At 70.3% G+C, this 12,831-nt stretch carries 12 protein-coding genes; 5 read left to right on the top strand and 7 right to left on the bottom strand.

What is annotated here, in order from left to right:
* Nucleotides 1–18: 18 nt before the first annotated feature.
* Entirely contained in the window at nucleotides 19–1,158 is a 1,140-nt protein-coding gene (locus tag F4558_RS12690; RefSeq protein ID WP_245241311.1) for a zinc-dependent alcohol dehydrogenase, read from the bottom strand.
* 135 nt (nucleotides 1,159–1,293) lie between these two features.
* Complete coding sequence (locus tag F4558_RS12685; protein WP_167944190.1) at nucleotides 1,294–1,743, bottom strand: septum formation initiator; 450 nt, start codon at nucleotides 1,741–1,743, stop codon at nucleotides 1,294–1,296.
* A 102-nt stretch (nucleotides 1,744–1,845) separates the two neighbouring features.
* On the opposite strand from F4558_RS12685, the gene F4558_RS12680 reads away from it, so the two are divergent.
* The 3 genes from F4558_RS12680 to F4558_RS12670 all read left to right on the top strand — a co-directional run bounded on the left by F4558_RS12680 (nucleotide 1,846) and on the right by F4558_RS12670 (nucleotide 4,642).
* On the top strand, nucleotides 1,846–2,541 hold the full coding sequence (locus F4558_RS12680) for a response regulator transcription factor (RefSeq protein ID WP_053652902.1): 696 nt from the start codon (nucleotides 1,846–1,848) through the stop codon (nucleotides 2,539–2,541).
* Nucleotides 2,538–3,833, top strand: a complete 1,296-nt coding sequence (locus F4558_RS12675; protein ID WP_053652901.1) for a HAMP domain-containing sensor histidine kinase — start codon at nucleotides 2,538–2,540, stop codon at nucleotides 3,831–3,833. Before F4558_RS12680 ends, F4558_RS12675 begins: the two co-directional genes overlap by 4 nt.
* A 287-nt stretch (nucleotides 3,834–4,120) precedes the next feature.
* Nucleotides 4,121–4,642 carry a PepSY domain-containing protein gene (locus F4558_RS12670; protein ID WP_167944188.1) on the top strand — a complete coding sequence of 174 codons (522 nt, stop codon included), beginning with the start codon at nucleotides 4,121–4,123 and terminating at the stop codon, nucleotides 4,640–4,642.
* A gap of 60 nt (nucleotides 4,643–4,702) precedes the next feature.
* On the opposite strand, the gene F4558_RS12665 is transcribed toward F4558_RS12670, so the two are convergent.
* Entirely contained in the window at nucleotides 4,703–6,598 is a 1,896-nt protein-coding gene (locus F4558_RS12665) for an ABC transporter ATP-binding protein (protein ID WP_167944186.1), read from the bottom strand.
* 97 nt (nucleotides 6,599–6,695) lie between these two features.
* Here F4558_RS12665 and F4558_RS31575 point away from each other — a divergent pair, with 97 nt between their 5' ends.
* Complete coding sequence (locus F4558_RS31575) at nucleotides 6,696–7,379, top strand: DUF5872 domain-containing protein (RefSeq protein ID WP_245241310.1); 684 nt, start codon at nucleotides 6,696–6,698, stop codon at nucleotides 7,377–7,379.
* Between the two features lie 3 nt (nucleotides 7,380–7,382).
* On the opposite strand, the gene trxA is transcribed toward F4558_RS31575, so the two are convergent.
* The 4 genes from trxA to F4558_RS12640 all read right to left on the bottom strand — a co-directional run bounded on the left by trxA (nucleotide 7,383) and on the right by F4558_RS12640 (nucleotide 11,254).
* On the bottom strand, nucleotides 7,383–7,730 hold the full coding sequence (trxA, locus tag F4558_RS12655) for a thioredoxin (RefSeq protein ID WP_053652898.1): 348 nt from the start codon (nucleotides 7,728–7,730) through the stop codon (nucleotides 7,383–7,385).
* Nucleotides 7,700–8,092, bottom strand: coding sequence for a MerR family transcriptional regulator (locus F4558_RS12650; RefSeq protein ID WP_167944184.1), 393 nt, complete (start codon nucleotides 8,090–8,092; stop codon nucleotides 7,700–7,702). Before F4558_RS12650 ends, trxA begins: the two co-directional genes overlap by 31 nt.
* A gap of 140 nt (nucleotides 8,093–8,232) precedes the next feature.
* Nucleotides 8,233–9,435 (bottom strand): chitosanase, encoded by a 1,203-nt coding sequence (locus F4558_RS12645; RefSeq protein WP_167944182.1) that lies wholly within the window; start codon nucleotides 9,433–9,435, stop codon nucleotides 8,233–8,235.
* Nucleotides 9,436–9,628: 193 nt separating this feature from the next.
* Nucleotides 9,629–11,254, bottom strand: coding sequence for a glycoside hydrolase family 43 protein (locus F4558_RS12640; protein ID WP_167944181.1), 1,626 nt, complete (start codon nucleotides 11,252–11,254; stop codon nucleotides 9,629–9,631).
* Nucleotides 11,255–11,504: 250 nt separating this feature from the next.
* On the opposite strand from F4558_RS12640, the gene F4558_RS12635 reads away from it, so the two are divergent.
* Nucleotides 11,505–12,800: an extracellular solute-binding protein gene (locus tag F4558_RS12635; RefSeq protein ID WP_167944180.1), complete on the top strand. Its 1,296-nt coding sequence runs from the start codon at nucleotides 11,505–11,507 to the stop codon at nucleotides 12,798–12,800.
* Nucleotides 12,801–12,831: the final 31 nt, after the last annotated feature.

The following is a 12,831-nucleotide window of genomic DNA, read 5'->3' as shown; positions in this document are numbered from 1 at the left end:
GAAGGACTCCCGGTCGGGTCAGGCGGCGCTCGGAACGATAAGCGGCTTGATGCAGCCGTCGAGTTTGGCGGAGAAGATGTGGTATGCCTCGGCGACGTGCTCCAGCGGAATCCGGTGGGTGACGATGTCGCTGGGCTTGAGGTAGCCGTTGCGGACGTGCTCGAACAGGCGCGGCCACTGCCGCTTCACAGGGCACTGGTTCATCCGCAGGGTCAGCCCTTTGTTCATCGCGTCGCCGAACTTGACGGCGCTGAACATCGGCCCGTACGCGCCCATCACCGAGATCGTGCCGCCCTTGCGGACCGAGTCGATGGCCCAGTTCAACGCGATGGGGGAGCCGCCCTGCAACTTCAGTTTCGTGGCGGTGACGTGCTGGAGGAGGTTGCCGTCCGCCTCGGCCCCGACCGCGTCGATTGCCACGTCCGCGCCCAGGTGATCGGTGATCTTCTTCATGTGCACGACGATGTCGTCGTACTCGGCGAAGTTGTACGTCTCGGCGTGGGCGAACGACGCCGCCTTCTCCAACCGGTAGTCGAGGTGGTCGATGACGATGACCCGGCCGGCTCCCATCAACCAGGCCGACTTGGCTGCGTACAGCCCCACCGGACCGGCGCCGAAGACCACGACCACATCGCCCTCGACGATGTCGCCGAGCTGCGCGCCGAAATATCCGGTGGCGAGCGCGTCGGTGAGCAGGACGGCATCGTCGTCGTCCATCCACTCGGGAATCAGGCTGGGCCCGACGTCGGCGAACGGCACCCGGACGTACTCGGACTGGCCACCGTCATAGCCGCCGCACGTGTGCGAGTAACCGTAGATTCCGCCCACGGCGGTGGCGTTCGGGTTGACGTTGTGGCAGTTGCTGAACAGCCCTCGGGCGCAGAAGAAGCACGACCCGCAGTACACGTTGAACGGGACCATCACCCGGTCACCGCGCTTGACGTTGCGCACCGACGGCCCCACCTCGTCGACCACACCGACGAACTCGTGACCGAAGGTCATCCCGACCCGGGTGTCCGGCATCATCCCGTGGTAGAGGTGCAGATCCGAGCCACAGATCGCGGCCCGGGTCACCCGGACGATCGCGTCGTTGGGATGCTCGATGACCGGCCGGTCCTTCTCCTCGACGCGCACGCGGTACGGTCCGCGGTACACCATCGCTCGCATTCGTTGCCTCCCGGACCACCGTGCTCAAGGACGACCTGCCGTCCGCCGCACCGCGCTCCCTACCCTGGGCTTCCTGGGGTAAACCGGAGCATCCGGGGCGGTGACCCGGCGTCGAGGAGCGGCGGCTCAGTCGTCGGCGACGGCCACCGGCTCCGAGCCGATGCAGCGCACCTTCAGCTCGTGCTCGCCGCCCGGCCCCTCGAACGTGACCTCGACGTCGTCGTCCGGGCCCCGGTCCACGTCGCGGACCCGGAAACCCTGTGCGGGCGCCCAGGAGACGAGGCGTACCCCGTCGGCGCCGCACTCGGCCACCGCCGTGCCGCCCTCGGTGGCGAAGCCCCGGCGGAACCCGGGGCTGGCGGCCGGCGCGGCCGGGGTCGTGCCGGCCGCCGTCGTGCCGGTGGGCGTCGGCTCCGGGGAGGCGAGCGCCCGTTCGATCTCCGCCTCGCTGCGCACCCCGCCCGGAGTGCCGGTGATGCTCTCGCCCACCAGCCGGATCGCGCCCAACCCGATGAGGGTGGCCACGGCGGCGGTCGCCACCCACCCGGTGGCGACGAGAATCGAACGACGGCCCATCCTCTGACTATCCCCGATCCTCGGTTGTGGCCGGCACATCTGCACGTTAAGGCACTGCTAACGCCCGCCCCGGGCCCGGCCGCACCGGCTAGCCTGCCTGCTGTGGCCCGCCTGCTGCTCATCGAGGACGACCTGACGATCCGTACCCCATTGATCCGGGCTCTGCGGGAACGCGGGCACGCGGTGGCCGCGGCCTCGACCGCGATGGCCGGGCTGCGCGACGCCCTGGAGGACCGTCCCGACCTCGTCGTGCTCGACCTGGGGTTGCCCGACCTGGACGGGCGGGAGCTGCTGCGGATGCTGCGCGCGGTGAGTTCGGTTCCGGTCATCGTGGCCACCGCCCGCGACGACGAGACCGAGATCGTGCGGGTGCTCGACGCGGGCGCGGACGACTACGTGGTCAAGCCGTTCACGGCGGCGCAGCTCGACGCCCGCGTCCGGGCCGTTCTGCGGCGTGGCCCGACGGGCGGCGACACGCAGGACCCGGCGCTGGTTGTCGGTGGACTGCGCATCGACCCCCGGGCACGGCAGGTCACCCTCGACGGTGCGACAGTGGAGTTGACGCCCCGCGAGTTCGATTTGCTGCACCACCTCGCGGGACGGCCCGGCCAGGTGGTCACCAAACGTGAGCTGCTCACCGAGGTGTGGCAGATCCCGTACGGCGGCGCCGACAAGACCGTCGACGTGCACCTGTCGTGGTTGCGTCGCAAGCTTGGCGAGAGCGCCCAGCAGCCGCGCTACCTGCACACGGTGCGGGGCGTCGGTGTACGACTGGACGCGCCGGTGGCACAGCGGTGAGGGCACGCCTCGCGCTGCTTGTCGCGGCGGTCAGTGTGCTCACCCTCATCGCGTTCCTGGTGCCGCTGGCGTTGCTCGTGCGCACCGTCGCCGAGGACCGGGCGACAGTCCGGGCCACCGCCGACGCGCAGAGCCTCGTGCCCGTGGTCGGCACCGCCGACGCGGCCACCATCCGGGTCACCGTCGAGCAGCTCGCCGCCGAGTCCGGTCGGGAGGTGAGCGTCTTCCTGCCCGACGGCACTGTGCTCGGCGCTCCGGCGCCCCGTACGCCGGCGGTGGCCCTGGCGGCGCGCGGGCAGAGCCTCACGGGCGAGTCGGCGGCGGGGCGGGAGGTGGTCATCGCCGTGCAGGGCCGGGCCGACGGCACCGGGGTGATCCGCATCGTCGTGCCGAAACAGGAGCTGACCGCCGGGGTGACCCGGGCCTGGCTTGTGCTTGCCCTGCTCGGAGTGCTTCTGGTGCTGATCGGGCTGGCGGTCGCCGACCGGCTGGCCCGCACGCTGGTCCGGCCGATCAGCGAGCTGTCCGCCGTGTCGCACCGCCTCGCGAACGCCGAACTGGACGCCCGGGTCACGCCGGCCGGCCCGGCGGAGCTGCGCGAGGTCGCCGGCGCGCTCAACCATCTGGCCGCCCGGATCCAGGTCCTCCTGGTGCAGGAGCGTGAGCAGGTCGCCGACCTCTCGCACCGGCTACGCACACCGTTGACGGCGCTGCGGCTGGAGGCCGAGTCGTTGCGCGACCCGGACGACGCGGCCCGGATCACTGCCGCCGCCGACGGGCTCGAACGGGCGGTCACCGGGCTGATCCGGCAGGCCCGCTGGCGTACGCCGACGCCGGGCACCGCCGCCTCGGACGCCGCGGCCATCGTCGCCGACCGGGTCGCGTTCTGGTCGGTGCTGGCCGAGGACACCGGCCGGGCCGTCAGTCTCGACCTGACCCCCGGCCCGCTCCTCGTCGGTGTGCCCGCCGACGACCTGACGGCCGCCGTGGACGCCCTGCTCGGCAACGTCTTCGCGCACACGCCCGACGGGACGCCGTTCGCCGTCCGGCTGGCCGCCGAGGCGGGGGAGGTGCTGCTCACCGTCGCCGACGAGGGGCCGGGGATGGACGAGGGGCCGGGGATGCCGGCCGGCGCTGTCGAGCGGGGTGCCAGCTCGGCCGGGTCGACAGGTCTGGGCCTGGACATCGCCCGCCGCGCCGCGCAGGCCGGAGGCGGCCGGCTGGAGCTGCGTGCCGCTCCGGGAGGCGGGACGCAGGTGCTGCTGCGGCTCGGGCCGCAGCGAGAGGCATAGGCCGCCGTCGCCGCGCTGTACCGCCGTCCGGCAGCCGCCGCGCCGTCCGGCAGCCGCCGCGCCGTCCGGCAGCCGCCGCGCCGTCCGGCAGCCGCCGCGCCGTCCGGCAGCCGCCGCGCCGTCCGGCAGTCGGAGATCTTGGACAGTTTCCGTCAGGCACTGACGGAAACTGTCCAAGATCTACTGGGACGCCGCGGCTTAACCCGGTCTTATCGTCTGGACAGCGCGGTGCTATCCCGATCCGACCGATCCTCAGAGTCGACAACCGAGGAAAGGTGGACACCACGATGAAGCGCACCAATCTGCTTCTGGCGACGGTCAGCGGGTCGGCGGTGCTGGCGGTGGCCGGGGTCGCGCTCGGCGTCACCGCCGCGAACAACTCGCGGTCCGGGGGCACGACACTCGCCGCGGCAACCGTCGCCCCGACGGCCACTGACGACACCGCCACGCCCCCTCCGGGCACCAGCGGCACCCCATCGGGTACGCCGTCGGCGGGCTCTCCCTCGGCCAGCACCGCGCCGGCGGGCAGCGCGGTGGACGAGCAACGCGCTGGTGAGATCGCCCTCGCCAAGGCGGGCGGCGGCCAGATCGTCGAGGTCGAGGCCGAGGAGGAGAACGGCCGGCCGGTCTGGAGCGTCGAGATCGTCGCTGGCGACATCGAGCACGAGGTGGACGTCGACCGCGACAACGGCACTGTGGTCAAGGCCGAGCAGGAGCCGGTCGACGACGATGACGATGACGACGACGACGACGCCGATGACGACGACGCCGATGATGACGACGACGACAAGTCCGGCGACGACGACTGACACCACCTGCCGCCGCCCGTCACGGGATCACCGTGGCGGGCGGCAGCATGACAGCACTCCTCAGACGGTCGCGACGCGCTGCTGCGGCGCCTCCGGCTCGTCCTGGTCGAACTGGGTGCGATACAGATCCTGGTAGCGACCACCGGCGGCGAGCAGCTCACTGTGCCGCCCACGTTCCACGATGCGGCCGTCCTCGACGACGAGGATCTGGTCGGCCGCGCGGATTGTGGACAGCCGGTGTGCGATGACCACACTCGTCCGCCCGTCCAACGCCTCGGCGAGGGCCTCCTGGACGGCGGCCTCCGACGTGGAGTCCAGATGGGCCGTCGCCTCGTCGAGAATGACCACACGCGGGCGGGCCAGCAGTAGTCGCGCGATGGTGAGCCGTTGCCGTTCCCCGCCCGACAGGCGGTACCCCCGTTCACCGACGACAGTGTCGAGCCCGTCGGGCAGCGAACGGATCAGGGCCTCCAGCCGAGCCCGGCGCAGCGCGTCCCACATCTCCTCCTCCGTCGCGCCCGGCGCGGCGAACGCCAGGTTGGCGCGGATGCTCTCGTGGAACAGGTGCCCGTCCTGGGTCACCACGCCGAGAGCCGCCCGGATCGAATCCGACGACAGATCGCGTACGTCCACGTCGGCGAGGCGTACCGCGCCGTCCTCGACGTCGTACAGGCGGGGGACGAGTTGGGCGATCGTCGACTTGCCAGCCCCGGACGAGCCGACGAGAGCGACCATCTGGCCCGCCTCGGCGCGGAACGACACGCCATGCAGTACCTCCTCACCGCCGCGCGCATCGAGCTTCGCCACATCCTCCAGGGACGCCAGCGACACCTTCTCGGCCGACGGGTAGCCGAACCGTACCTCCTCGAACTCCACAGCGACCGGCCCGTCCGGCAGCGGACGGGCGTCGGGTTTGTCGAGGATCAGCGGCTTGAGGTCGAGAACCTCGAACACCCGCTCGAAGCTCACCAGCGCGCTCATCACCTCGACCCGGGCGCTCGCCAACGAGGTCAGCGGCGCGTAGAGGCGCGACAGCAGCAGCGCCAGCGCGACCACGGTGCCGGCGTCGAGGCTGCCCCGCAGCGCGTACACGCCGCCGAGCCCGTAGACGAGGGCCAGCGCCAGCGAGCCGACAACGGTGAGCGCGGTGATGAAGACCCACTGGAGCATTGCGGCGCGGATACCGATGTCGCGCACCCGCCGCGCCCGCGCCGCGAACTCGGCCGACTCCTCGGCCGGCCGCCCGTACAGCTTGACGAGCGTCGCGCCGGGCGCGGAGAAACGTTCGGTCATCCGGGTGCTCATTGCCGCGTTGTGCTCGGCCGCCTCGCGCTGCAACTGCGCGAGCCGCGAACCCATCCGCCGGGCCGGGAGCACGAAGATCGGCAGGAGTACGAGCGCCAGCAGCGTGATCTGCCACGAGAAGGTGAGCATCACCGCAAGCGTCAGGGCCAGGGTGACGGCGTTGCCGACGACGCCCGACAGGGTGTCGCTGAACGCCCGCTGCGCGCCGATCACGTCGTTGTTCAGGCGGCTGACAAGCGCGCCGGTACGGGTTCGGGTGAAGAACGCCACGGGCATGCGCTGGACGTGGTCGAAGACGGCTGTCCGCAGTTGGACGATCAGCCCTTCACCGATGCTTGCGGACAGGAACCGCGTCACCAGGCCGAGGCCGGCCTCGGCCAGGGCGATCACGGCGATCAGCGCGGCCAACCGGATCACGACGCCGCTGTCGGCGCCGTCGACGATCGCGTCCACCACCCGGCCGGCGAGCACCGGCGCGGCCACCGTGAGCACCGCTGTCACCACGCTCAACAGCAGGAACCTGACGATCAGTCGGCGGTGCGGTCGTGCGAACCTCCCGATGCGCTTCAGTGTGGCACGGGACAGCGGTCGTTCTTCCTGGGCGTTCATCGCGCGGTGCAGGGACGTCCACGCGGTAACTTCCATACTCATTCCGTACCTCCGCAAGGAGGCTAGAACCTCGTGTCCGGTTGAGGTCAACACGGCGTGCCGGAGGCATAGCCGGCGCGGTCCCGGGTAGCTGCGAGCCATGGCGCGGTACACGAAGCCCGAGCTCCGGGAGCAGATCAAGGAAGAGATCAAGGCATCCGACAAGGGCGGTAGGAAGGGCCAGTGGTCGGCTCGCAAGTCGCAGCTGCTCACGCAGGAGTACAAGCGGCGCGGCGGCGGATTCCTTGGCGAAAAGGACGAGCGGCAGAAGTCCCTCCAGCGCTGGGGCAACGAGAACTGGCAGACCAAGGAGGGCGACACCCGCGCCCGCCGGGGCGGTACGACAAGTCGGTACCTGCCCAAGCGTGCCTGGGACGAGCTGTCGGACAGTCAGATGCGCGCGACCGACACGAAGAAGCGTGAAGCGTCCCGCTCCGGCAGGCAGTACGTCGCCAACACCGGCCCGGCCAAGCGGGCGCGCAAGGACGCCACCAGCCCGGCCAAGCGGGCGCGCAAGGACGCCACCAGCCCGGCCAAGCAGGCGCGCAGGGACGTCACCGGCCCCGCCAAGCGGGCGCGCAGGGACTCCGCCGGCCCGGCCAAGCAGCCGCGAAAGGCTGCCCGGACGGGCGGCCGGATGTCGGAGATGCCTGTCGCCGAGGCGGCCAAGCTCGTTCGTGGCCTTGACACGCGCCAGCTCCGGGCGGCCCTGCGCACCGAACGTGACGGCAAGGGCCGCAAGACGCTCATCCAGCGGCTGGAGGCCGAACTCGGCAGGCGCTGACCGTCAGAGGCCGGCGTGCGTGGTCAGGGTCTGTCGCAGATAGGTCTTCGGCCTGGACCCGACGATCGAGCCGACGACCTCGCCGCGCCGGAACACCAGAAGCGTCGGCAGGGACATGACGGCGTAGGCGCGCGTGGTCCGGGGATTGTCGTCGCTGTTGAGCTTGGCCACCACCATCCGGTCGCCGAACTCTCCCGCCAGCTCGGCGAGACTCTTTTCGATCATCTTGCAGGGCGGGCACCAGTCCGCCCAGAAGTCGACCACCACTGGTCGTTCGCTGGCCAGGACCAGCTCGGCGAACGTGTCGTCGGTGACGGTGATCAGCGAGCCGACTGCCGTTTCCTGGGGCATGTTTCCTCCCGGTGGGCGATGGCGTGGGTGAGTTGGTCGTGCAACTGCCGGCGTACGTCGCCGAGCCGTTCGAGGTAGTCGTCGACCTCCGCGAGCTTGCGTCGCAGCACAAGCACCGAGTCCGGGCAGACGTCGCCGGAGGTGTTGCCCGCCCGCAGGCAGGCCACGAACGGGCGGACGTCGTCGAGGCCGAAACCCACGTCCAGCAGCGCCCGGATCTCCCGGACGACCCGCAGCTCCGCCTCGTCGTAGACGCGGTAGCCGTTTGCCGAGCGCTGCGGCCGTACCAACCCGTGCGCCTCGTAGTAGCGCAGCGTGCGGGTGCTCGTGCCGGCCCGTTCCGCCAGCTCGCCGATCAGCATCGCGACCTCCTCGACCAGCTCGTGGGGCCAACGCTAAACCTTGTCGCCAGCGTCAAGGCAAGACGTGTGCCCGGTCACGGCAAACAGCTCAGGGCGCCGCGAGGCGGCGCCCTGAGCGTCGTGCGAGTGCCGGTGGGGGTCTAGCCGATCCGGAACTGGTCGCCGTAGACAGCGAACACCAACGGGGTGTTCAGGTCGAAATTGCCGTTGTTGAGGAACACCCGCTGGGCCGTGTCGACGCGCGACGTGTCCGAGTGGGCGGCCTCCTTGCGCATCTCGATGACCCGCTCGTCGAGGAACGCGTTGAGCCAGGTCCGCTCGTCGCCACCCTGGGCCGGTGGCTTCGCGCGGGTGAGGGCGCGGCTGCGGATCTGACGCATGCCCTCGTACCCGTGCATCACCGCCGCGTCGTAGTAGGCGAACTGGCCGAGCGCCCGGACCTGGTCGTTCTTGCCGTCGCGTACCGACGGGTTGAAGTACACCCGGTCCCGCTCGGCCTCCTGCGCGGCCCGGAACGCCGAGTCGGTGGCCGCGGTCCGCCAGTCGCGGGGGAAGTTCGGGTCGAGGCCCGCGTGCGAGTCCGTGCCGTTGACGGCACGCAGAGCCGGCAGGTAAGCGGCAAGCACGTTGCCCGGCTTGGCGCGGGTGTACGCCTCGACCAGTTCGAGCATGTCGCCGGTACCGGAGCAGAACCCGATGATGCCGGCCGTGTAGCCCCGCCCGTCGCCGATGTCCTCGATGTAGGAGAACTGCGCGCGCCAGTCGAGGGAGGAGTTTTCCGCCGCCGAGACGAGTTGCATGGCGACGTCCTTCTTCGCCGGGTCGTCGAGGTTGACGCCCGTCGGCGTGGTGGGGGTGGGGGTGCCGCCACCGGGGAGCGTCCAGCGTTGGTTCGTGGTGCCCGAGCAGGTCCAGATCTGCAACCGAGTGCCGTTTGCCGTGTTGCGGTCGGTGACGTCGAGGCACTTGCCGGAGCCGGTGTTGACGAGCGCGCCGTTGCTTGCCGTCCACCTCTGGGCACCGGTGTTGTTGCAGTCGTACAGCTGCACCTTCGCGCCGTCGGCGCTCGACGCGGCGGTGACGTCCAGGCACTTGCCGAGCGCGCGGATGGAGTTGTCGGTGTTGCCGACCGTCCACGTCTGGGCTGCTGTGCCGTTGCAGTCGTAGAGCTGGATCGGCGTGCCGTTGGCCGTGTTGGCGGCGGCGACGTCGACGCACTTGCCGCCGAGGCCGGTGATCGGGCCGGCGGTCGCGGCGCTGGCTGACGGCAGGCCGTAGCCGACCGCCGCGACGCCGATCAGCAGCGCGCCCACGGCGTAGGCGGTTGTCCTCGTGCGCACCATGGTGCTCCTTGGGGGATGCAGCGGCGCACCGCGGGCCGGCCGGTGGCGTGTCGGCCCGGTGGACGTCGCAAGAATAAGGAAACTGTATTAACAGTTACCAGTACGTCGATGCGACGTCAAACGTTCAATCCGCCGGCCACGTTGCGGCGCCGACCGGGAGAAGGATCGCTTCCCCGGTCGGCACCCCCCGTCGTCAGTGCTCCTGATAGGTGGCCAGGTCGAAGTCGGCATACACGCCGTCGCCGCCGAGATCCTGCACCCAGAGGCCGAGGAACGCCCCGGTGAAGCCCCACGCCGCCGGCTCACCGTCGATGATCAGCGCCGCGTGCTCGTCGGACAGGATGGTCGCGTCCAGGTCGACGGGGAGCCGCTGCCAGCCGGCGCCGAGGTCGTAGTCGAAGCGCACCACCGGCCCGTCGAACACCGCGCGTAGGCCGACCCGGGTGACGCCGTCGACGTCGACGGTCAACTCCGGGTACGCGGTGCGCCGGCCGTTGTCGGAGCTGAGCAACTCCAGCACCGCGCGCCCGTCGTCGGCGCGGGTCAGGTAGAGGTGGTGCCAGTTCAGGGTGTTGTAGTAGGCGGTGATCCCGGCGAGCTGACGGTGGTCGATCGGGTCGAACTCGACAGTCGTCTCCAGCGAGCAGTGCGTGGCGCCGACGCGCCGTGCCACAAGGCTCGGGGTCTGACGCCCCACCGGCGACTGCCCCCCGTGAACCCGCAGGTGCGACGGGCGCGAGCGCAGGTCGACCCAGTCCGCGGTGGCCGGACGCCGCAGCGTCGACCAGCAATGACCCAGCTCGGGCTCGTCGAAGTGGTCGGTGGCGGGCTCCGCCGGCCACGGGTGCGGGGGCAGGTCGGGGGCGACGACCTGCTCCGCCGGAACACCTCCGGCCACCCGGGGCCAGCCACCCTCCGGCCACTCGACCCGCTGGATGGCGGTCTCGCGGCCCAACACGCAGTTGCCCAGCGGCGAGTAGGGACGACCCACCAGGTGCGCCAGATACCAACCGCCGTCCGGGGTGCGGACCAGGCTGCCGTGACCCGCCTTCTGCAACGGCAGATCGGGGCGGCCGACGGAGGTGAGCATCGGCCCGTCCGGGTCCACCTCGTACGGCCCGAACAGCTCCCGCGACCGCGCGACGGTGACCTGGTGCTCCCAGCTGGTGCCGCCCTCGGCGGTGATCAGCCAGTACCAGCCGTCGTGGCGGTAGAGGTGCGGGCCCTCGGTGACCCCCACCGACGTGCCCATGAACAGCATCCGGGGCCGCCCGACGAGACGGCGCGTGGCCCGGTCGTACTGCTGGATCTCGATGCCGCCGAAGCGGTCCCGGCCGGGTCGCCAGTCGGCGCTCATGCTCAGCAGCCACGTGGTGCCGTCGTCGTCGTGGAACAGCGCGGCGTCGAACCCACGGCCGTGCAGTTTCACCGGATCCGACCAGGGTCCGGCGATGTCGGGCGCGGTCACCAGGAAGTTCTGGGGGTCCCAGTAGCCGCTGGCGAAGCTGGCCACGTCGCTGTAAACGAGGTGAAACTCGCCGTCGTGGTACGTCAGGTCGGGCGCCCACACACCGTTGGAGTCGCCGCAGCCACGCAGGTCGAGCAGGCGGCGGTCGGTGATGATCCCGCCCAGGGTGCGCCAGTTGACGAGGTCGCGCGAGTGGTGCACGCGGACTCCCGGATACCACTCGAAGGTCGAGGTGGCCAGGTAGAAGTCGTCGCCGACGCGCAGGATCGACGGATCCGGGTGGAACCCGGCGAGGACGGGGTTGCGGATCGACCAGGCAGCGGTCGCCACGTCAGCGGTGTCGATCGACACGAGGGCTCCTCTGTGCGGGTTTATGAACTTCCGGAAATTATGCGGTACCAAGCCATAGGAAGTCTTCACTACGTTAGTCGGTCTTTTCCCGGCTGGACAGGGGTCTTGACCGCCGCCGAAACAGCTCGTAGCGTGCCGGCCATCGATCGGTAACACCGAAGAAGCATTGAAAGTTCCGGAGATCCAGGCCTGAACCGTGCCGGCCTGGCCGGCGTTTCCGCACCCTCAGTGAGTCCCGAAGGGATGGATCATGACCACCCACCTCACCCGCCGAACGCTGCTCGGCCTCGCCGGTGCCGGCGCCGGTGCCTACCTGCTCAGCGCGTGCAGCGGCGACGAAGCGTCGAGCGACCCGAACGCCCCGCAGACCATCAACTGGTGGCACATCCAGAACACCGAACCGATGCTGCCCGTGTGGGCCGCGCTGTCCGAGGAGTACAAGGCCGCGCACAGCAACGTCACGTTCACCATCCAGCCCCTGGAGAACGAGGCGTTCAAGGCCAAGCTCACCACCGCCACCCAGGCCGGCGACCCGCCGGACCTGTTCCAGTCCTGGGGTGGCGGCGTGCTCAAGCAGCAGGTGGACGCGGGCCTGGTCAAGGACCTCACCGACGACGTGAAGGACCTGGTCAGCGGCATCCTGCCCGCCGCCATGCAGCCGTACACGATCGACGGCAAGATCTACGGCATCCCGTTCGACATCGGCATGGTCGGGTTCTGGTACAACAAGGAACTCTTCACCCGCGCCGGCATCACCGAGACCCCCACCACCTGGAACGGCGTGCTCGACGCGGTCCGCAAGCTCAAGGCCGCAGGCATCACCCCGGTCGCGCTCGCCGGCAAGGACAAGTGGCCGGCCCACTTCTACTGGTCGTACCTGGCCATGCGCATCGGTGGTGTCGACGCGCTGCAGAAGGCCGTGGACAGCAAGAACTTCGACACCCCCGACCTGGTCGCCGCCGGTGAGCGGCTCAAGGAACTCGTCGACCTGCAGCCGTTCCAGAAGGGCTTCCTGGGCGCCGAGTACGGCTCGCCCGACGGCCAGGCCGCCACCATGGGCAACGGCAATGCCGGCATGGAGCTGATGGGGCAGTGGGCGCCGGCGGTGCAGGGGTCCAGCTCCACCAGCAAGAAGGGTCTCGGCGACAAGCTCGGCTTCTTCCCGTTCCCCGCCGTGGACGGCGGCAAGGGCGCCGCGACCGAGGTCTTCGGCGGCGGCAACGGCTTCGCGGTCGGCAAGGACGCTCCGGCGGCCACCATCGACTTCCTGAAGTTCCTGCTCAGCGTCGAGAACCAGAAGCGGTCCGCCCAGACCGGAGCCGTGCTGCCCACGGTCAAGGACGCCACCTCGGCCGTCAGCGACGCCAACAACAAGGTCGTCGCGGAGGCCCTGTCCAAGAACACCGGCTTCCAGCTCTACCTCGACCAGGCGTACGCGCCCGCACTCGGACAGCAGATCAACGACAGCGTCGCGGAGATCATCGCCGGCAAGAAGTCGCCGGCGGCGATCGTCAAGGACATCACGCAGGTGGCAAAGACCGTCTGATCGTGACCACCCATCCATCCGTAGCTGGCCG

Origin of the sequence: Micromonospora profundi (assembly GCF_011927785.1) — a bacterium.
GTDB classification, from domain to species: domain Bacteria; phylum Actinomycetota; class Actinomycetes; order Mycobacteriales; family Micromonosporaceae; genus Micromonospora; species Micromonospora profundi.
This window is presented reverse-complemented; position numbering and strand designations above follow the sequence as displayed.